Consider the following 20,130-nt stretch of genomic DNA (forward strand, 5'->3'; position numbering starts at 1 on the left):
TGCGATCAATCTGGGCGAGAACGGGGCAGATATGGGATAATATCAGGGTTTTGATTCGGATCGTTTGCATCTGGGAAACGCGCCGAGGCTCTGGCTCGCGAAGACGGCATCGCCTGTGATTGATGGGTTTTCTGACCTTCTGACGATACGTGCTATCATCAGAATGGCAATTTTGTGACCAGGGAGGAGATCATGAAAGCCTTTTTCGCCGCGACCGTCATTTTACTGTCAGCCACTATTGCGCTGGCCGGGGGGACAACGCCATCCAACCCGGATACCAAGCTGTATTTTGCGAATCTGGCGGATGGCGACACTGTCAAATCACCGGTGACAATCGTCTTTGGTCTGAATGGAATGGGCGTGGCACCTGCCGGAACCGAGGTTGAAAACACCGGCCACCATCACCTTTTGATCGATCGCCCGCCTTTGGGGCAGGGCGAGGATGGTGCAGATGAACTGGCCTATGGCTTGCCCGCTGATGACAACCATATCCATTTTGGCGGGGGTCAGACCGAAGTGACCCTGGAAATGACGCCGGGTGAGCATACGCTGCAACTGGTTCTGGGTGACGCCGGGCATGTGCCTCATGCAACGCCGATTTTATCCGAAGTGATTACGATCACGATCGAATAGCAGCGCGACAGGGCACCTGAGCAAGATGCCCTTTTGAGGCGGTGCAGTTACAGGCTGGCCGCCAGCCGCGTGCCCTGATTGATCGCGCGCTTGGCGTCCAGTTCTGCCGCAACATCCGCGCCGCCGATCACGTGGCACGCAATACCGCGGGCGCTCAGCTCGTCCACCAGTGACCGGTCCGAGACTTGCCCCGCGCACAATACAATCGTGTCTGCAGGGATTACGGTGGGGTCAGAGCGATCCTCGCCAAAGCTGACATGCAGGCCGTCGTCATCGATGCGTTCATAATTCACGCCGCCAACGAAATTGACGTCTTTCATCTTCAGCGTCGCACGATGAATCCAGCCGGTTGTTTTGCCCAAACCTTTGCCGTGGCGTTGCGCCTTGCGTTGCAGCAACGAGACCTGCCGCGCTGGAGTTGCGGGTTGGGGTCCTTCCGGTGCCAAACCTGCGCGGTGCTGCTCCGGGTCGGTTACGCCCCATTCTTTCATCCATGCAGGCAGGTCAGTGGTGACGCTGTGACCGTCTTCAAGAAGGAATTCGGACACGTCAAACCCGATGCCACCTGCGCCGATCACGGCCACGGATTTGCCCACGTCGGCCTTGTGGCGCAGCACGTCAATATAACTGAGCACATTATTGCGGTCCTGCCCCGAAATCTGCGGATCGCGGGGGGTGACGCCGGTGGCGATGACCACCTCGTCAAAACCGCTCAGGTCATCGGCAGTGACCTCGCGGTTCAGTTCCACCTTAACCCCCAGATCGACCATCATGGTGCGGTACCAGTCGACAAGGCCCCAGAATTCCTCTTTCCCCGGCACCTGTTTGGCCATGTTCAGCTGCCCGCCAATTTCAGCAGCGCGGTCGAACAGGGTCACGTCATGGCCGCGCTGGGCGGCGGTCATCGCGGTGGACAGACCCGCAGGGCCAGCCCCAACGATGGCAACAGTCTTGGCAACCTCGGCCTTGGTGATCACCAACTCGGTCTCATGGCAGGCGCGCGGGTTAACAAGGCAAGACGTCAGCTTGCCGCTGAACGTATGATCCAGACAGGCCTGATTGCAGGCAATGCATGGCGCGATCTGCGCCGCCTCACCCGAGATGGCCTTGTTCACGAAATCCGCATCCGCCAGCATCGGGCGGGCCAGAGACACCATATCGGCGCAGCCGGTCGATAACACCTCTTCGGCGACCTCGGGCGTGTTGATGCGGTTGGAGGTGATGATCGGAATGCCCACCTTGCCCATCAGCTTTTTCGTCACCCACGCAAACGCCGCACGTGGCACGGATGTTGCAATCGTCGGAATCCGCGCCTCGTGCCAGCCGATGCCGGTGTTGATGATCGTGGCCCCCGCGGCCTCGATCCGCTGCGCCAGTTCCACAACCTCTTCATGGGTCGAGCCATTGGGCACCAGATCAATCATCGACAGCCGGTAGATGATGATGAAATCGGTGCCCACCGCTTCGCGCGTTCGACGCACCACTTCGATGGGCAGACGCATCCGGTTCTCATAAGACCCGCCCCAGCGGTCCTCGCGTTTGTTGGTGTGGGTCACCAAGAACTGGTTCAGGAAGTACCCCTCGGACCCCATGATCTCGACGCCGTCATAGCCCGACTGTTGCGCCAGCCGGGCCGCATTCACGATGTCGCTGATCTGTTTCTCGATACCCTCTTCGTCCAGCTCATGCGGAGGAAAGGGCGAGATTGGCGACTTCACCGGGCTGGGTGCCACGCATTTCGGCCCATAGGCATAGCGACCGGCGTGCAGGATCTGCATCGCGATCTTGCCGCCCGCCTCATGCACCCGCTTCGTCACGACAGAGTGGTTCGCGACCTCGGTTTCATTCGTCATCATCGCCGCCCCCGGCAGCACCGAGCCTTCAAGGTTCGGACCAATCCCGCCCGTTACCATCAGCGCCACACCGCCGCGCGCCCGGTCGGCATAGAACTCGGCCACCCGGTTCCAGTCGCCGGTTTCTTCCAGCCCGGTATGCATCGAGCCCATCAGCACGCGGTTTTTCAGCGTGGTAAAGCCCAGATCCAGCGGGGCCAGCATGTTTGGGTACGCGGTCATGGCGAACTCTCCCTGAATTTCGGCCAAGATTGACGCGCGCGTTACCTTTGTCACGTGAAACCTAACGTCATCCCCTTTGCCGCCGGGGTGGCGCTTGATACAGAGGGGCCGAACAACCCAAGAGGCCGCGCATGACCCCCGACCAGATCGCCAAACTGCCCTATCGCCCCTGCGTCGGGCTGATGCTGATGAATGCGCAGGGTCAGATATTCGTCGGCCAGCGAAATGATCGCCACAAGGACGCATGGCAAATGCCTCAAGGCGGCGTCGACAAGGGCGAAGATCCGCGCGATGCTGCCCTGCGCGAGCTGTGGGAGGAAACCGGCGTCACCGCTGATCTGGTCGAGATCATCGCCGAGACCGACGGCTGGCTGCCTTACGACCTGCCTCACGACATCGTGCCGAAAATCTGGAAGGGCCGGTATCGCGGGCAGGAACAGAAATGGTTTTTGATGCGCTTTACAGGTCGGGACGATCAGATCAACATTGCTACCGATCACCCCGAGTTTACCGAATGGAAGTGGCAGGATCCGTCGCGCCTGACCGCGGAAATCGTGCCGTTCAAGCGCGACGTCTACGAAAAGGTCGTTGCCGCGTTCAAGGGACATCTGGCCTGATCACCCTGTCCTCATGATCTGACAACTTGGCGTGAGGGGGCGTGGTTCGCGTCTGCTCGTGTCTCTAGCTTGGTCCGCATGAGAGACGCCACGCAAGCCCATCCCGCTATCGCCCCAGCCGGGCGCAAATTCACCGGTTCCGACCGCCGCGCGCCGCTGCGCGAGGGGTTACACAGGAGTGGTGAATATGGTGCGGGACAAACGGCGGGTCGGTTTTATCCCATGGCCTGCGTTGCGCTTGAGGTGACGCAGCGGTGTAATCTGGATTGCACGCTCTGTTATCTCTCGGACAGGGCCGAGATGACATTTGATCCCCCCCTCTCGGTCCTGTTCGCGCGTCTGGCGACAATTCGCGGTCACTATGGTTCCGGTGTTTCGGTTCAGCTGACAGGCGGCGATCCAACCCTGCGCAAGGTCGAGGATCTTGAGGCGTTGTGCCGGGAAATCCGCAGATTGGGAATGCGGTCCTGCCTGATGACCAACGGTATTCGTGCCAGCCGGGCGTTTTTGACCCGACTTGCAGCAGCAGGGCTGGATGATGTCGCCTTTCACGTAGACATGACACAAGACCGCAAGGGCTTCAGCAGCGAGGTCGAACTGAACACCGTCCGCCGCGCCTACATCCGCAAGGCGCGGGGCTTGGGACTGCGCATCCTGTTCAACACCACCGTCTTTGCCGGCAATTTTGATGACCTTCCTGCACTGGCGCGATACCTGCGGGACCGGCCCGAGGTCGCCTTTGTCTCGTTCCAGATGCAGGCCGATACGGGGCGGGGTGTGCTGCGGGAACGACCTGACATCATCACGCAAGACAGCGTGGCACGAGCGGTCGAGGAAGGGTATGGGACCGCTCTGCATTTCGACACTGCCGCCGTCGGCCATTCGAAATGCAACCGCTATGCCAGCGTTGTCACCGCAGGTGGGCGGGCTGTTTCAGTGCTTTCGAACGCGTCTTTGGTGCATCGGGTGATGGCCGCGATGGAGCGGGCCGACCGTGCTACGGACGGGCACCTGGTGATACGTGACAGTGTACGACGGATGGCGCTGCGCAACCCTATGCTGGCACTGCGCGCAGGGTTGCATCTGGCAGGGTGCGCCTTGCGTCTGGGCGTGGGTCTGCTGCGCGGGCCTTTGCGTCGTCAGGCGGTGTTCATCCACAACTTCATGGGGGCTGACGCGCTGGACGAGGATCGCTGCGCGTCTTGTGTCTTCATGGTTGCGACATCTGACGGGCCGCTGTCCATGTGCGTGCACAATGCGCAGCGCGACATGCATCTGGCCAACCCGGACCGCGTTGACGGACCAACGGGCCCAAGCTGGTGGAACGCCGCCGTGCCGCGCATGTCCGGCGGCCCGGATCTGCCGGATCTGAGCGACCCGGCGCTGGCTCCGATGAAACGGCTGAAAGGGCAGATGCGCGCCCTGCGCCAATCCCGAAAGGATGCTTCATGAGACGTCTTCTGATCCTGCTGATGTTGCCGTTGCTTGCGGCCTGCGCCAGCGTCGAACGTCTGGCCTTGCCCGAGGCTGCACCGTTGCCCGACACGGCACTGACCCGCACGGCCCCACCCCCCGGCGAACGCGTCGATCATCGCGACTGGACCACGTTCCTTTCCCGCTATGTCGCTGCGGACGCGCAAGGTGTGAACCGGGTGGCTTACGGACAGGTGACGCAGGCGGACAATGCGCGGCTGGACGGGTATCTGACTGATTTGCAGGCCGTGGACCCGGCAAACCTGACGCGAGATCAGCAACTGGCGTATTGGATCAACATGTATAATGCCGTGACGGTGGACGTGGTCCTTGAGGCTTACCCCGTCGCCTCGATCCGAGACATCAAGGATGGGCCTCTGTCCATCGGGCCGTGGAACCGACCGCTGGTGACGGTTGCAGGGCAGTCACTGACACTGAATGACATCGAACATCGGATCATCCGCCCCACCTTCAACGAACCACGTATTCACTATGCGCTCAACTGTGCCGCTGTCGGGTGCCCCAATCTGATGGACCGCGCATGGCAGGCCAAAACGCTGGAACGCGACATGGCGGCGGCCGAACATGCCTATATCAACGACCCGCGTGGGGTGCGGTTCAATGACAATGGCGGCCTGATCCTGTCGAAGATCTACATCTGGTTCCGCGAGGATTTCGGAGCAAACGAGAAAGCCGTATTGGCGTATATCGAATCCGTTGCCGAGCCAGATCTGAAAGCACGGCTGCAGCAGGCCACGCGCGTCAGCGCCTACAAATACGACTGGGCGCTGAACGACGCGGCGACCGGGTCCTGAACGGTTTAAAGCAACCCTTCGGCGCGCAGCAATTCCTGCATGTTCGCCTCGGGGCGCGGTCCGATATGGCTGATCACCTCGCGCGCGCAGACATTGCCGATTTTTGCGCAGGTCTCATAGTCGCGACCCGTCGCCATGCCAAACAGGAATCCGGCGGCAAATTGATCGCCCGCCCCGGTGGCGTCCACCGGCACAACTTTTTCAACTGGCACGTCGAACCGCTGCCCGTCATGCAGAACGGTCACGCCGTCTCCCGAGCGGGTACAGACCACCAAAGGACAAATTGCGGCGGTCTTGGACAGCGCGTCCTCAAGATCGTCGGTTTCGAACAGCGACTTGATCTCGTCCTCATTGCCGATCACGAAATCCAGTTCGTTCTCGATCAACAGCAGGAAATCGACCCGGTGGCGTTCCACACAGAACGGATCTGAAATCGCGATCCCCGCCTTGCCGCCGCCCGCGTGACAGTTCCGGGCCGCTTCAAGAAACGCGGCTTTGCCCTTTTCCTTGTCGAACAGGTAGCCTTCGAGGAACATGATCTGGCTGTTACCCGCCACATCGGACGACACGTCCTGCGAGGACAGCTCGGACGAAATCCCCAGATAGGTATTCATCGACCGCTCGCCATCGGGCGAGACAAAGATCATCGACCGCGAGGTCGGCAGCTCGCCCCCCGGGACCGGAGGGTTCACGAAATCGACCCCATCCTCGTTCATCGCATCCGCATAGAACCGGCCCAAAGCGTCATCATGTACGCGCCCGATAAAGGCCGCATCCAGACCCAGTGCACCTGCGCCCGCAATCGTGTTCGCGACCGAGCCGCCGGGTGTCTGCACCCGACCCTCCATCGAGGCGTACAGCACCTCGCCACGCTCCTGCTCGATCAGCTGCATGATGCCTTTTTCGATGCCCATCAGTTCCAGGAAACTGTCATCGGCCTGCGAAATTACGTCCACAACGGCATTTCCGATACCGGTGAGTTGGTAGGTCTTCATAAGGTCTTGTCCTCGAATTGACAGAGATCACGGATGATGCAGGTCGGGCATTGCGGCTTGCGCGCCTTGCAATGGTACCGCCCATGCAGGATCAGCCAGTGATGCGCATGGAGTTGAAAGTCGGCGGGAATGTTGTCTTCGATGGCGCGTTCGACCGCATCCACGTCCTTGCCGGGGCAGATGCCGGTGCGGTTGCCAACGCGGAAGATATGGGTATCCACCGCTTGCGCCGGTTGCCGCCACCACATATTCAGCACCACATTGGCCGTCTTCCGACCGACACCGGGCAGCGATTGCAGCGCGGCGCGGGAATTGGGCACCTCGCCGCCATAGTCTTCAACCAGAATGCGGCTGAGTTTAATCACGTTCTTGGCCTTCTGGCGGAACAGGCCAATGGTCTTGATATGTTCGGTCAGGCCCTCTTCGCCCAGATCCAGCATCTTTTGCGGAGTATCCGCAATTTTGAACAATTCGCGCGTGGCCTTGTTGACGCCAGCATCGGTGGCCTGCGCCGACAGCGCCACGGCAACGACCAGAGTATAAACGTTCACATGCTCCAACTCGCCCTTGGGTTCGGGGTCGGCGTCCTGAAAACGCGTAAAGATCTCGCGGATCGTGTGGTAATCGAGTTGCTTTGCCATCCGCGCCTTAATGCCGCCCGTAAGGCCCTGACACAAGCCCAAAGCCAATGCGCAAGTTCCGGGTCGCAGGTCCGTGGCGCGCAGGCTATTGTTTTTGGAAACGAACCGAGGTGAAAGCCATGAATGTCCAGACGCCGGAAAGCGGATACCACTATAACGTCATGCGCCGGGCCATCGACCTGATCGATCAGGGCGGCGAGGGGCTGAGCCTTGACGAACTGGCCCGCCAGATGGACATGAGCCCCGCCCATTTCCAACGCCTGTTCTCGCGCTGGACCGGTGTGTCACCGAAACGCTATCAGCAATATCTGACGCTGGGCCACGCCAAGGCGCTGCTGCGGGAACGGTTCACGACGCTTGAGACGGCACACAACGTCGGTCTGTCCGGAAGTGGACGCCTGCACGATCTTTTCCTGAAATGGGAATCCATGAGCCCCGGCGAATACGCCCGCAAAGGCGAAGGGCTGACGATTTATTGGGGCTGGTTCGACTGCCCCTTTGGCCCTGCTTTGGTGATGGGCACCGACAAGGGCATTTGCGGCATCGCCTTCGGGGCTGAAACCGGCGCGGATGCTGCGATGGAAGATATGGTCTCACGCTGGCCGAAAGCGGAGTTTGTGGAAAACTCCGCGCGCCTGCACCCCTGGGTGCAAAGCGCGTTTGGCGCAGACCGGTCCGAGACACCGCTGCATCTGATCGGCTCACCCCTTCAGATCAAGGTGTGGGAGGCGCTGATGCATATCCCCTCGGGTCAGGTGACCACCTATTCCCAGATTGCGCAACGCGTGGGCTCGCCGCAGGCGGTACGCGCCGTCGGTACCGCCGTGGGCCGCAACCCGGTCAGCTGGCTGATCCCCTGCCACAGGGCCTTGCGGAAATCCGGCGGTTTGGGTGGCTATCACTGGGGGCTGCCCGTCAAACGCGCCATGCTGGCTTATGAAGCAGCTCAGGCAGATGCCTGAAAACCAGAGCGAGGCACCGCAAGGTGCCTCACCACTGGATCACAGCGGGCGTTTACTCGGCAACCCAGCCGCCGACGGCCTTGACCTCAAGGAAATCTTCCAGTCCAAAAACGCCGCCCTCGCGCCCGTTGCCGGATTGCTTCATGCCGCCAAACGGAGATCCCGCGCTGCGCGACTGGCCGTTCATCTCGACCATACCCGAGCGCAACGCGCGCGCCATGCGGTTGGCGCGGGCGCCGTCCTGCGTCTGGACATAGTTGGTCAGTCCGTAAGGCGTGTCATTGGCGATCTCGATAGCCTCGTCCTCGGTATCAAAGGGGATCATCGTCAGAACGGGGCCAAAGATCTCCTCACGCGCGATTGTCATTTGGTTGTTGGCGTCGGCGAACACGGTCGGGCGCACGTAGTAACCCTTGTTCAAACCTTCGGGCCGACCGGTGCCGCCCGCGACCAGACGCGCGCCTTCGTCAATGCCTTTTTGGATCAGGTCCTGAATTTTGGTCCACTGTACCTCGTTCACCACTGGTCCGATATGACGCCCTTCCTGGCTGGCTGGGCCGATCGATACCTTGTTCGCCACCTCTGCCGCCGTCTCGACCGCCCTGTCATAGATCGAACGCTGCACCAGCATCCGGCTGGGCGCGTTACAACTTTGGCCGGTGTTGTTCATCATGTGCAGCACGCCGCGTTTCACGGCCTTTTCATCCGCATCGGCAAAGACCACATTCGCGCCTTTGCCGCCCAGTTCCAGATGCACCTTCTTCAGCGTATCGGCGGCATTCTTGGAAATCGCCGTGCCCGCACGCGTCGAGCCGGTAAAGCTGATCATATCCACATCGGGATGCGCCGATAGGCTCGTTCCGACGCCTGCGCCGTCTCCGTTGATCAAATTGAAAACACCCGGTGGGAAGCCTGCCTCATCCATCATCTCAGCAAAGATCATCGCGTTCAGCGGGCTTTGTTCCGAGGGTTTCAGCACCATGGTGCAGCCCGCAATTGCAGCCGCGCCGACCTTGAGCGTGATCTGGTTCATCGGCCAGTTCCAAGGGGTGATCAGGGCGGCCACACCGACGGCTTCATAGATGATCCGGTCATTCGGGGCGTGATCACCCAAAGGACGATCAAACTGAAACGCCTTGGCGGCTCGGGTGAAGTTTTTGAGGTGCCATATCCCTGCGCCCACCTGTTGGGTGCGCGACATGTCGATGGGCGCGCCCATCTCATGCGACATCGCTTGCGCCAGATCTTCGACGCGGGTCTTGTAGACCTCGATGAGTTTTTCCACCAGCGCGATGCGATCCGCGACCGGTGTCGCCATCCAGCCGGGCAGGGCTGCTTTGGCCGCTGCGACGGCTGAATCTGTATCAGATGCCCCGCCCAATGAAATCACGGCGCAAGGCTCTTCGGTCGAAGGGTCGATGACTTCGAAATCGCGGGGCTCAGCCGGCGCGACCCATTGGCCGTTGATATAGAAATCGCGTTTCTCGATCATGACAGTTCCTCCGGTACAGCATAGATTCGACCGATTGGTCGGTTTATCAGCCACTCTGTCATTGCACGGGCAGAGGGGCAAGGAAAAGCTCTGATCACGTATCGCGATATCTGAATTTCCCTCACGTCAAGACTCAGTGCTTTAACCTGCCGTCAAAGTGATTAGATTTGCTGCAACCGACTCGGTTCAAAAAACCAACAGAGGAGATGCCCCATGGGTTTGCGCATCAATGATACCGTCCCGAATTTCACCGCAGAAACCGATCAGGGAACAGTTCAGTTCCATGACTGGATCGGCGACAGCTGGGCCATCCTGTTCTCGCACCCCAAGGATTTCACCCCTGTCTGCACCACCGAGTTTTCGGCTGTTGCCCAGTTGAACGACGAATGGGCTGCACGCAACACCAAGGTGATCGGGGTCTCGGTCGACGGGGTTGAGGATCACAAGAAGTGGAAGAAAGATATCGAGGCCTATGGCAACGCCAATCCCGGCTTTCCCATCATCGCCGATGACGGTCTGGCCGTGTCCAAGGCGTTCGACATGTTGCCGGCCGAGGCTTATCTGCCCGACGGCCGCACGCCGGCGGACAGCGCCACGGTTCGGTCTGTGTTCATCATCGGGCCGGACAAGCAGTTGAAACTGTCGATGACCTATCCGATGACCGTTGGCCGGAACTTTGCCGAGATTCTGCGCGCGTTGGATGGGTTGCAGATGTCGGCGAAGGGCGTGGCTACCCCGGCCAACTGGATTCCCGGAGAGGATGTGATCATCCCGCCTGCGGTTTCCAACGAAGACGCCAAAGAGAAGTTCGGCGAATTCGAGACGATCTTTCCCTATTTGCGTAAAACCAAAGCGCCGGTTTGAGTGGCAGGCCCGTCTGGGGGGCTGTCTGCCCCCCATCGCGCCAGAGGCGCGATTCCCCCCGAGGATATTTTTGGCCAGATGAAGTGCGGCTTGTTCTGTGTCTCGGGTGTTTTGACTGGCCGGACACGGTCACACGTGATGTGAAACAGGTCGGTATAAGCCGTATAGGTCAATGTCAGCCCGAAATTCAGGGTAAGCGCTGATCCAAGGGATTGGCAACCTACATACATCAACGGCGGACAGGTGATCATTACAGCCGAAGTTTCATGCAGCGCTGCGGGCAGGGCGCACAGGCCGTGGGGTTGTTTGCAAGCCAGGCGACAGGTTTTGGCCCGTTCGAGCAGGTCAAAAATCGTGTTGAACACAGGCGATCAGATCAGGATCGTAGTCAAGAGCAGCGCGATGATTGCAAACCCCTCTTTCATCAAGGAGCCCCTTAGATAGGCGTAGGCAGGGGATACAAATGCGAGTCCGATCTGCTCGAAACTGAAGGTCTGGATGATCCGTTCTTTCATCGATCTGGAGGTCATCATTATCCCTTTGCCGCAGTGCCTCGACCGCAATTGTAATGGGACAGACAAGGCGGAGTGTTTTGGTGTGTCCGATCTTTCCTTTGAGGGCATCTTTCAGGAAATTTTTGTGGGTGGCTATGAAGTTGGGCACAGTATTGGGTGTTTGTCGGACGTGCGTGCATCGCCATGGAGTGGCCACGGAGGTTGTCTGCGAGAGGCGATACCCGGCCCAGATTTCGTAGATTCCATGATCTGTGCTAAAGTTCACAGGGCAAGTGTCTTACAGGCGGGCGTATAAAAACATCGAGCTTTCAACTGTGCATTTCAGGAGAAGACGATGGCATTTACCGATTGGTATGTAGAAGGCGAGAGTTTTGGGAACTGCAATTGCGGTTACTCCTGCCCCTGTCAGTTTGAAGAATTACCGACGCATGGCAACTGCCGTGGTTTCGAAGTGCTGGAAATTCGCAAAGGGCATTTCGGGGATACCGATCTGACCGGAGCCAAAGCCGCGTTGATCTATGCCTGGCCGGGGCCGATTTTCGAAGGCGGCGGCGAGATGCAGGTAATTATTGACCCAGGCGCGTCAGAGGCGCAGCGCGAGGCGCTGGAAAGGGTTCTCCACGGGGAAGAGACGGAGGAAATGGCGACCCATTGGTTCGTTTTCCGCGCGATGTGCGAAACGGTGCATGACACTTTGTTCCAGCCTATCGATTTCGAGATAGATATCAAGGGTCGCAAGGCCAAGGTTGTGATCGGCGACGTGCTGACCTCGACCGGGCGTCCGATCCAGGCGCCGCATGGCGGCGGTGAACATCGGGTGAGAATCGATATCCCCGGAGGTATCGAATTCACGCTGGCTGAAATCGGCAGTGCTTCGACCAAAGCAGATGCCGCGATCAAACTGGATCTGAACGACAGTTTTGGCCAGTGGCATGTGCTCAGGCACGGACCGTCGGGCGTCGCCGCCTGAGCGTTATTGCTGTTGTGGCGGTGCGGGAAGCTGAAGCGGAAGACCGACACCGCTGATGGCCGAATTGATCGCGCCCCAAACCTCGCCGACGATCAGGTTCCATGCTTTTTCGATCGTCAGCACGGTCAGCATGGCCAAGTCGCGAGCAAAGAGTTCAACGTGCTTTTTCAAACGATCAATGAACCGCTGGAACATTTGATTGTTCGATCTCAATACGCCCGAGACCCTTTCCCGCGCGATGACAACGGCCAATTCCGCGATATTTTCGGATTGGTTTTTTGCAAAAGTCTGGATGGATGTAAAACCGTTTCCCAATTCATCTTTGAGTAAGTCGAGAATATTGGCCAGAATTTCTGAGGCTTTCATGGGAATACTCCTTATCTCTTCAATGCGGCTTCGATAATTAATGTGGGTTCAATTGCAGCTTGATATTCAGTCAGGAAAAGCTCTTCGCTGTCCTTCGGAAGAGGGCCGGATCGATGCGTGTCCCGAAGATCCGATAAAGTCGCGACCACGAGTTCCAGCTTTTCAGGGGTCGTGTTCAGACATTGTTGCGGCGCGCTGTTGCTGCACACGCTTTCCAAAAGTGGGGATTTTGCCAGTCTCACTCCAAGCGGAGGTGTGGGGCGGGCCAAGGCCTTGTCACGAGCGGCCCCAAAAGCGCCGATCAGTTCGTCATATCTGGCGGAATAAGAACTGTAGGCGCAGTTCGAGGGGCAACTGCTTAACCCGCTGAAAACTGCCAGAGTCTTTTCATGGGTTTCGTTCAGTTTGCTTTCAAGTTCGGCGTCGAAGGACGGAACGGTCTGGATTGTACAAGCTGCCAGAACCGCCAAAACACCTGCGATTGCTGATGCGCGGCATCGAATAGATACGTTCATAATTGGCTCCTTTAAATTCAAATAGCTTACTATTCGCGTTTTATGTCTGGCAATAAAAAAGACCCCGGCAGTGACCGGGGTCTTTCAGCTCTGTTTGAAAGTGATGGCAGATTACTCTGCGCTTTCTTCTTTCTTTTCTTTCTTCTCGGGAACGATCTCTTCACCGGTTTCCTGATCGACGACTTTCATCGACAGGCGCACCTTGCCCCGGTCGTCAAAGCCCAGCAGCTTGACCTTTACTTCCTGACCTTCCTTCAGAACATCCGACGGATGGTTCAGGCGGCGGTTTTCGATCTGGGACACGTGCACCAGACCGTCGCGCTTGCCAAAGAAGTTCACGAAGGCACCGAAGTCGACGATTTTGACCACTTTACCGGTGTAGATCTGACCTTCTTCCGGCTCGGCGACGATCGAGTGGATCATCTCATAGGCTTTCTTGATCGATTCACCATCGGGCGAAGCGATCTTGATCACGCCGTCGTCGTTGATATCGACCTTGGCACCCGAAACCTCGACGATTTCGCGGATGACCTTACCGCCCGAGCCGATCACTTCACGGATCTTGTCGGTCGGGATGTTCATGGTCTCGATGCGCGGGGCGTGGACCGAGAATTCGTTGGTCTCGGACAGGGCTTTGCCCATCTCACCCAGAATGTGCATCCGGCCGTCCTTGGCTTGCGCCAGGGCTTTCTCCATGATCTCGGGCGTGATGCCCGCGACCTTGATGTCCATCTGCAGCGAGGTGATGCCGTTTTCGGTACCCGCCACCTTGAAGTCCATGTCGCCCAGGTGGTCTTCGTCACCCAGAATGTCCGACAGGATGGCGTATTCACCGTCATCTTCCAGGATCAGGCCCATGGCCACACCGGCAACCGGTGCCTTCAGCGGAACACCCGCATCCATCATCGACAGCGAACCGCCGCAGACCGACGCCATCGAGCTTGATCCGTTGGATTCAGTGATCTCGGACACGATGCGGATCGTGTAGGGGAAGTCGGTCGCCGCAGGCAGAACCGCCTGCAGGGCGCGCCATGCCAGCTTGCCGTGGCCGATCTCACGACGGCCCGGGCCACCAACGCGGCCGACTTCGCCAACCGAATACGGAGGGAAGTTGTAATGCAGCAGGAAGTTCGATTTGAAGTTGCCATGAAGCGCGTCGATGAACTGTTCGTCATCACCGGTGCCCAGCGTGGTCACGGCCAGCGCCTGCGTTTCACCACGGGTGAACAGCGCCGAACCGTGGGTCCGCGGCAGCATCGAGGTTTCTGCCACGATCGAACGGATATCGGTGGTCGAACGACCATCGATCCGCTTGCCGCCTTTAACAACGTCGCCGCGCAGAATGCCTGCTTCCAGCTTTTTCATCGCGGAGCCGAGGTTGCCGTCTTCCAGCTGCTCTTCAGTCAGAGCCTCTTTGATCGCTTCACGGGCAGCGGCAACAGCGGCGGTGCGCTCTTGCTTGTCGGTGATCGCGAAGGCGGCGCGCATCTGCTCTTCACCGGCGGCGGCAACAGCAGCGTACAGGTCAGAGTAGTCGGGCGCTTCGAATTCAAACGGCTCTTTCGCGGCGTCTTCAGCGAGGCTGATGATCAGGTCGATCACCGGCTGAATCTGCGCGTGCGCAAAGTTCACCGCGCCCAGCATTTCCGCCTCGGACAACTCGTAAGCTTCGGATTCCACCATCATCACGGCGTCTTTGGTCCCGGCAACAACCAGGTCCAGACGCTGTTCAGGGTTCAGGCGCAGGTCCTGCATGTCGTCGACGGTCGGGTTCAGAACGTATTCACCATCCTCGAAACCAACGCGGGCACCGGCGATCGGGCCCATGAACGGCGCGCCGGAAATGGTCAGCGCGGCAGAGGCCGCGATCATCGCAACGATGTCGGGATCGTTGACCAGATCGTGGCTCAGCACGGTGCACATGACTAGAACTTCGTTTTTGAAGCCGTCAACAAACAGCGGGCGGATCGGACGGTCGATCAGACGCGCGGTCAGCGTCTCTTTCTCGGTCGGGCGCGCTTCGCGCTTGAAGAAGCCGCCCGGAACCTTACCGGCGGCATAGTATTTTTCCTGATAGTGGACGGTCAGCGGGAAAAAGTCCTGACCGGGTTTCTGCGCCCGTGCAAAGGTCACGTTTGCCATGACGCTGGTTTCGCCCAGCGTGGCAATCACGCTGCCGTCGGCCTGACGGGCAACCTTGCCGGTTTCCAGTGTCAGCGTCTCTTCGCCCCACTGCATTGATTTCTTCGTTACATCAAACATATGCGTATCCTAGAACGGAGCACTCCCGCCCCTGCGGGTCTCCGGTTTGCATGGCGGCCCCATTGCCGCCGACCCCATTTATCTTCCGTTCGAGTGCCGGGGTCAGGGCACAACGTCTCAGATGGGTGGCCCATACAGCAGAATACGCGGGAAGGAAAGAGGTCTGACATGTGCCGCCGATCCGGAACTCTGCAATCTGTTGCGCGGGAAGATCGCTCTGCCAGCTCACGTCTATTCACGGGATTTCCGCAGTGCGCGAATGTCTAACGCGGGGTCCGCGCCCGCAGATGGGGCAGGTCTTTGCTGCTCGGTGGGTCGGCCATCGAACTTGAGCAGCGCAAGGGCAGAGGCAGACCAGACCCAGGAATTCAGCCAAAGCAGACCGAACGATGCGGCAAGGCCTTTGAAAAGGACGTCCAAATCCAGATCTGGCAATGACTGGGCGACGACGAGCGAAATGAAGGTCAGTGCGAGCGGGAAAAGGGCATAAAGCATCGCGTAGAGCCCAAAGTAGATCTGGAGGAAGAAGGACACGAAAACCACGCAGGACAGGGGAAGAAAACTGCGCCCGGCGCCGTGAAAAAACCCTTGGCCCGATGCTGTGTGGCTTGCTTCGCGCGCCGCACTGGCCAGCGGGACCGCCATGACACTGTTTGTGACCGTCAGGATCACAACAGCATAAATCGCGTTGCTGCCAAGCCAAAGTAAGCTGAACCCGATCCGGGCGGATTCTGAAGCTTCTTTGATGGTGTATAGGGACAGTCCATTGCCGAGTTGCCAAGTCGCGTAAAAAGCGGTCGCAACAGTGCCTAACCAAAGCAAAGCACTGTTGAGAACAAACAAGAAAATGCCGTAAAGGATTGACTTCAGAAGCAGGATGCTCATCTCGGTGCGGCGCTGATCGCCATTGAGCGCAAGAGCCGTTCGTATGCCCAGCAGGCTGATGACGGCCGCGGTTACCGGTTCGCTGAAATGACTTGCGAGCCCTGCCGTCGGGATGCTGAGCAAGGTCCAGACGAATGTGGAAGCAATGCTCACGACGATGACGGGCAAAATCATGCGCAAAGCGACGCCCAGCGACAGCAACAGTGAACTAAAGACAAGGGTCATGAAAATAGCGGGCCGATAAACTCTTGGTTGTGCGGGCAGTCACATCTTAACCCATTCGGAATGTCAACACGCCGCAGTCTTTCGGGGCGAAACCTCAGTGACCCAGCGAACGGGCAGCGTGTCGAATACAGGCAGTCACAGGTAAATCCGTGACGCTAACATTATTTTTATGGAATATATTTTGTGAAATTTCCGTGCCGGTATAGGCTTTTACCACTGAACCTGCGGTGGAAGTGACGGAAATGCGCCAAGGGACAACACTCTCCTCTCCGTCCGCTGGTCTAATACCTTGGCGTTTGCACTTAGCGAACAGAAGGGCAGACGAATGGCACAAACCAAGAAAATGCTGGATCCGGATCCCCGGATTTATGACTTCGAGACCGAATATGAGCTTGGGCAGGATAACGTCCGGCCCTTCGGTCTGGATATCCACAACCCGGTCTTTTTGATCTCAAGCATCCTGATCTTTGCGTTCGTCCTGATCGCATTGGCCAATCAGGAGGCCGCGGCAACCTTCTTTGGCTGGCTCCGGCCCTGGCTGACCAGCACGTTTGACTGGTTCCTGGTCTTGTCGGTCGATGCGATCACCCTGTTCTGTCTGGTGCTGATCATCCTGCCAGTGGGTAAGGTGCGGATCGGCGGCAAGGACGCCAAGCCCGACTATTCCTATGCCGGTTGGATCGCGATGATGTTCGCCGCCGGTATCGGCATCGGACTGCTGTTCTTCGGCGTTATGGAGCCGGTCTATTACAACTTTGCCGAGGGCGGCAACGCCGCGCCGCTGGGAATCGACATCGCGGTTCCGGGCAATGAATATGCAGGCATCGTCGGGACCATCCACCATTGGGGCCTCGAAGGCTGGGCAGTTTATGCCGCCGTTGGCCTCAGCCTTGCGATCTTTGCCTATAATCTTGACCTGCCGCTGACCTTGCGGTCTGCGTTCTATCCCATTCTGGGCGAACGCGTCTGGGGCTGGTGGGGCCACATGATCGACACGCTGGCAGTCTTTGCCACGCTCTTTGGTCTGACCACATCGCTGGGTCTTGGCGCACAGCAGGTCGCCGCCGGGCTTAATGAGGTGTTCGGCATCGAACCCAGCCCGACCGTGACCGTCCTGCTTATTATCGGCATCACCCTGATCGCGCTGGGCTCGGTCCTGCTGGGCATGGATGCGGGCGTCAAACGGCTGAGCGAGATCAACATGATCATGGCCGTGGGTCTGTTCATCTTTGTCATCGTCGTCACCGGCGTCGGCACCGCCATCGCGCGGTATTTCAACGTGATGGTAGATTACGTGACGCACCTTCCGGCGCTGTCGAATCCATTCGGACGAGAAGACACCAGCTATTTCCACGGCTGGACGACCTTCTACTGGGCCTGGTGGATCGCGTGGTCGCCCTTTGTCGGCATGTTCATCGCCCGTATCTCCAAGGGCCGCACAGTGCGTGAGTTCATTCTCTGCGCCCTGTTGGCCCCTACGGCAGTTTGCGCGCTGTGGATGTCGACCTTCGGCGGTGCCGCCATCGACATGCTGAACGCAGGCGGAGCGGAAGGCGTCCGCGCCACGGTGATCGACAGCTATGCCCCCGAAGGCGCGCTGTTCGGCTTCCTGAAAGAACTGCCGCTCTACGGCATCGTCGCGCCCATCGCGCTAGTGCTGATCGTGGTGTTCTTTGTCACCTCGTCCGATTCCGGCTCACTGGTGATCGACACGATCACGGCTGGCGGCAAGATGGACGCCCCGGTGATCCAGCGCGTGTTCTGGTGCACGCTGGAAGGTCTGGTTGCTATCGCGCTGCTGCTGGGCGGCGGTCTTGCCGCGTTGCAGGGGGCTGCGGTCTCGACTGGCATCCCGTTCACGCTGGTTGTTCTGGTGATGTGCTATTGCCTGTGGCTGGCGCTGAAATCAGAGCGGGCCAAGATGTAACGCAGCACCGTCAGCGACAGGATAATGTCTAATGTGTCCGGTCGCTGACATGCGTGAACCCAAAAGAATGGCTTGCAGCGGTTGTCAATGTGGGACCGGTGCAAGCCACACCGGATAGGCGCCGACGACAAAATTCGACCGCTCATTGGAACAAGCGACGACCGGACATTTCACGCCTTGGCCGGTGGAACAGCCCGCTGATACAGATGCCATGTGGTGTGCCCAAGAATTGGCAGGGTAAAGATCAGGCCCAGAAACGCCGGAACCAGTGACAGCAGCATCGTGACCGAGATAATGGCCGCCCAGCCCAGCATAACCACCGGGCTTTCGGCGACGACGCGGATCGAGGTGAGCATGGCAGAGACGAAATTGGTTTCCCGGTCCAGCAACATCGGCATGGCGATCACTGTCACCGCGAACAAAACAGCCGACAGAAACGCGCCGACGCAGGTACCAATGGCCAGAAAGGTCCAGCCCTGTGGGCTGAAGAATACGGTGTTCAAAAACCCGTTCATATCCGAGAATGAAGCATTCTGCAGGGTAATCGCAAGCCACAGCCGCACCTGATAAATCCATACCCAGAAAATGAACAGGGTGACAAAGGCCATCCATCCCAGCTCGCGCTTGCGCTGATTGGCCATGACACCCAGAATGTCCGACCAGCCAAAGCTCTGCCCGCTTTGCAGCCGACGCGACATTTCATAAAGCCCGGCAGCCGCAAAGGGCGCGACCAGCGGAAAGCCTATGACGGCGGGAATGATCATCCAGATTTTGCCCAGCCAGACCAGCGCCCAAACAAACAGGATGCCGAACAGCGCATAGAACAGACCGAAAAACCCGCTCATGACGGGCCGCGCCAGAAAGTCGGAAAACCCGGCCTTCAGCGATGCCCTGATATCTTCCGCGGACACCGTGTTGACCTCGGGCACAGTACCCTGCTGCGGCGTCAGATTGTCCGGTTGCGAGGACCCTGTGGTTTTGGCTGCCATGACACACTCCTCCGCATGAAACTTTGCATCAGCCGAGGCATCAGGGCAAGGGGGCGGGCGCGACCGGCGCCCGCCCCACCCGGCCGTCAGAACTTGCCGTTGCCATGCGCCATCTCGGCAGGAATGGGCGAGACGACATCCCAATGCTCGACGATTTTGCCGTCCTCGACCCGCCACAGATCGAAAAAGGCCCAAGGCTCACCGCCCATAATCGCATCCGTCGCCACAAAGACGAAATTGCCCTCGGCCACCGCGAACTGAGGCTCGAACTTGGTGATCACCATACCCTGCGCGGCAAAGGCCTCGATCCCGGCCATCAGGCCGGACAGCCCGTCGTCGATCGAGGGGTTGTGCTGCATGTAAACCTCGGGGTCCATGTAATTCGCGACATTCTCGGGCGCGGCACCGCCCAGCACATCGCGCACAAAGCCCAGCACCAGCGCCTTGTTGTCCTGCGTCTTGTCCAGATCGGTGATCTCGACGGGCCCGTCCGTCATACCGCGCCCCGACGCGGTGGTTTCGGGGATGGGCTGCAGGTTGTCCCAATGTTCGACAACCTTCCCGTCATCCACCCGGAAGATGTCAAACGCCGCCAGCGAAGAGGCCCCGAACGCATCCGCATTGTCATAGGTGTTGTGCAGCACAACCATGTTACCCTCGGTGATCACGCGATGGGTGGTGGCGGTCATGCCCGACTGTGCAACCAGCGGGATCAGACCCATCAGACCTTCGGCCCCGGTGGGCACCTGCGGGTTGTGCTGGATATAGTCGGCACTCACGATCTGGCGCGCGGCTTCGGGGTCATGCTCGACAAAGGCGGCCGAGAACAGGGCGAGGACAAGCTCTTTGGGGGTCATGGGTCAATTCCTGATGATTCGTGTTGTGGTGACAGTAAGTATTAAAAACGCA

The 20,130-nt window shown here is 58.9% G+C and carries 20 protein-coding genes; 8 read left to right on the plus strand and 12 right to left on the minus strand.

Annotation, left to right across the window (positions count from 1 at the left end):
* Positions 1 to 192: 192 nt before the first annotated feature.
* The gene (locus ACRZ9X_RS12425; RefSeq protein ID WP_480519260.1) at positions 193 to 633 is read left to right on the plus strand and encodes a DUF4399 domain-containing protein; all 441 of its coding nucleotides are present in this window, start codon (positions 193 to 195) and stop codon (positions 631 to 633) included.
* 47 nt (positions 634 to 680) lie between these two features.
* Here ACRZ9X_RS12425 and ACRZ9X_RS12430 read toward each other — a convergent pair whose 3' ends face one another.
* Positions 681 to 2,708 carry an FAD-dependent oxidoreductase gene (locus ACRZ9X_RS12430; RefSeq protein ID WP_480519262.1) on the minus strand — a complete coding sequence of 676 codons (2,028 nt, stop codon included), beginning with the start codon at positions 2,706 to 2,708 and terminating at the stop codon, positions 681 to 683.
* Between the two features lie 131 nt (positions 2,709 to 2,839).
* Here ACRZ9X_RS12430 and ACRZ9X_RS12435 point away from each other — a divergent pair, with 131 nt between their 5' ends.
* From ACRZ9X_RS12435 to ACRZ9X_RS12445, 3 genes are all read left to right on the plus strand, one after another.
* Positions 2,840 to 3,325, plus strand: coding sequence for an RNA pyrophosphohydrolase (locus ACRZ9X_RS12435; protein WP_480519264.1), 486 nt, complete (start codon positions 2,840 to 2,842; stop codon positions 3,323 to 3,325).
* Between the two features lie 78 nt (positions 3,326 to 3,403).
* On the plus strand, positions 3,404 to 4,777 hold the full coding sequence (locus tag ACRZ9X_RS12440) for a radical SAM protein (protein WP_480519266.1): 1,374 nt from the start codon (positions 3,404 to 3,406) through the stop codon (positions 4,775 to 4,777).
* A complete protein-coding gene (locus ACRZ9X_RS12445) occupies positions 4,774 to 5,613 on the plus strand; it encodes a DUF547 domain-containing protein (protein ID WP_480519268.1) in 840 nt (279 codons plus the stop codon). Before ACRZ9X_RS12440 ends, ACRZ9X_RS12445 begins: the two co-directional genes overlap by 4 nt.
* A gap of 5 nt (positions 5,614 to 5,618) precedes the next feature.
* Here the strand turns inward: ACRZ9X_RS12445 and ACRZ9X_RS12450 are convergent, their stop codons facing one another.
* Positions 5,619 to 6,608 carry an adenosine kinase gene (locus ACRZ9X_RS12450; RefSeq protein WP_480519269.1) on the minus strand — a complete coding sequence of 330 codons (990 nt, stop codon included), beginning with the start codon at positions 6,606 to 6,608 and terminating at the stop codon, positions 5,619 to 5,621.
* Positions 6,605 to 7,249, minus strand: a complete 645-nt coding sequence (gene nth / locus ACRZ9X_RS12455; RefSeq protein WP_480519271.1) for an endonuclease III — start codon at positions 7,247 to 7,249, stop codon at positions 6,605 to 6,607. The genes ACRZ9X_RS12450 and nth overlap by 4 nt, the downstream gene beginning before the upstream one ends.
* A gap of 119 nt (positions 7,250 to 7,368) precedes the next feature.
* On the opposite strand from nth, the gene ACRZ9X_RS12460 reads away from it, so the two are divergent.
* Complete coding sequence (locus tag ACRZ9X_RS12460; RefSeq protein WP_480519273.1) at positions 7,369 to 8,211, plus strand: methylated-DNA--[protein]-cysteine S-methyltransferase; 843 nt, start codon at positions 7,369 to 7,371, stop codon at positions 8,209 to 8,211.
* Between the two features lie 52 nt (positions 8,212 to 8,263).
* Here the strand turns inward: ACRZ9X_RS12460 and ACRZ9X_RS12465 are convergent, their stop codons facing one another.
* Positions 8,264 to 9,703, minus strand: coding sequence for an aldehyde dehydrogenase family protein (locus tag ACRZ9X_RS12465; protein ID WP_480519275.1), 1,440 nt, complete (start codon positions 9,701 to 9,703; stop codon positions 8,264 to 8,266).
* A gap of 213 nt (positions 9,704 to 9,916) precedes the next feature.
* Here ACRZ9X_RS12465 and ACRZ9X_RS12470 point away from each other — a divergent pair, with 213 nt between their 5' ends.
* Entirely contained in the window at positions 9,917 to 10,567 is a 651-nt protein-coding gene (locus tag ACRZ9X_RS12470) for a peroxiredoxin (RefSeq protein ID WP_480519277.1), read from the plus strand.
* Here ACRZ9X_RS12470 and ACRZ9X_RS12475 read toward each other — a convergent pair.
* The gene (locus ACRZ9X_RS12475; RefSeq protein ID WP_480519279.1) at positions 10,537 to 10,932 is read right to left on the minus strand and encodes a chlorhexidine efflux transporter; all 396 of its coding nucleotides are present in this window, start codon (positions 10,930 to 10,932) and stop codon (positions 10,537 to 10,539) included. The genes ACRZ9X_RS12470 and ACRZ9X_RS12475 overlap by 31 nt on opposite strands.
* 6 nt (positions 10,933 to 10,938) lie before the next feature.
* On the minus strand, positions 10,939 to 11,097 hold the full coding sequence (locus ACRZ9X_RS12480) for a chlorhexidine efflux transporter (RefSeq protein ID WP_480519280.1): 159 nt from the start codon (positions 11,095 to 11,097) through the stop codon (positions 10,939 to 10,941).
* Between the two features lie 319 nt (positions 11,098 to 11,416).
* Here ACRZ9X_RS12480 and ACRZ9X_RS12485 point away from each other — a divergent pair, with 319 nt between their 5' ends.
* Positions 11,417 to 12,052: a DUF1326 domain-containing protein gene (locus tag ACRZ9X_RS12485; RefSeq protein ID WP_480519282.1), complete on the plus strand. Its 636-nt coding sequence runs from the start codon at positions 11,417 to 11,419 to the stop codon at positions 12,050 to 12,052.
* 3 nt (positions 12,053 to 12,055) lie between these two features.
* Here ACRZ9X_RS12485 and ACRZ9X_RS12490 read toward each other — a convergent pair whose 3' ends face one another.
* The 4 genes from ACRZ9X_RS12490 to ACRZ9X_RS12505 all read right to left on the minus strand — a co-directional run bounded on the left by ACRZ9X_RS12490 (position 12,056) and on the right by ACRZ9X_RS12505 (position 16,305).
* A complete protein-coding gene (locus tag ACRZ9X_RS12490; protein WP_480519283.1) occupies positions 12,056 to 12,418 on the minus strand; it encodes a hypothetical protein in 363 nt (120 codons plus the stop codon).
* Between the two features lie 11 nt (positions 12,419 to 12,429).
* Entirely contained in the window at positions 12,430 to 12,933 is a 504-nt protein-coding gene (locus tag ACRZ9X_RS12495) for a hypothetical protein (protein ID WP_480519285.1), read from the minus strand.
* Between the two features lie 111 nt (positions 12,934 to 13,044).
* A complete protein-coding gene (gene pnp, locus ACRZ9X_RS12500) occupies positions 13,045 to 15,195 on the minus strand; it encodes a polyribonucleotide nucleotidyltransferase (protein WP_480519287.1) in 2,151 nt (716 codons plus the stop codon).
* Between the two features lie 231 nt (positions 15,196 to 15,426).
* Positions 15,427 to 16,305 carry a hypothetical protein gene (locus ACRZ9X_RS12505; protein ID WP_480519289.1) on the minus strand — a complete coding sequence of 293 codons (879 nt, stop codon included), beginning with the start codon at positions 16,303 to 16,305 and terminating at the stop codon, positions 15,427 to 15,429.
* Between the two features lie 325 nt (positions 16,306 to 16,630).
* Here ACRZ9X_RS12505 and ACRZ9X_RS12510 point away from each other — a divergent pair, with 325 nt between their 5' ends.
* Complete coding sequence (locus tag ACRZ9X_RS12510) at positions 16,631 to 18,232, plus strand: BCCT family transporter (protein ID WP_480519291.1); 1,602 nt, start codon at positions 16,631 to 16,633, stop codon at positions 18,230 to 18,232.
* A gap of 170 nt (positions 18,233 to 18,402) precedes the next feature.
* Here ACRZ9X_RS12510 and ACRZ9X_RS12515 read toward each other — a convergent pair whose 3' ends face one another.
* Together ACRZ9X_RS12515 and ACRZ9X_RS12520 are read right to left on the minus strand one after the other, a co-directional pair.
* Entirely contained in the window at positions 18,403 to 19,221 is an 819-nt protein-coding gene (locus ACRZ9X_RS12515; protein ID WP_480519293.1) for a DUF2189 domain-containing protein, read from the minus strand.
* A gap of 86 nt (positions 19,222 to 19,307) precedes the next feature.
* Positions 19,308 to 20,078 carry a nuclear transport factor 2 family protein gene (locus tag ACRZ9X_RS12520; protein ID WP_480519295.1) on the minus strand — a complete coding sequence of 257 codons (771 nt, stop codon included), beginning with the start codon at positions 20,076 to 20,078 and terminating at the stop codon, positions 19,308 to 19,310.
* Positions 20,079 to 20,130: the final 52 nt, after the last annotated feature.

The organism is Ruegeria sp. AL1, from assembly GCF_056540905.1.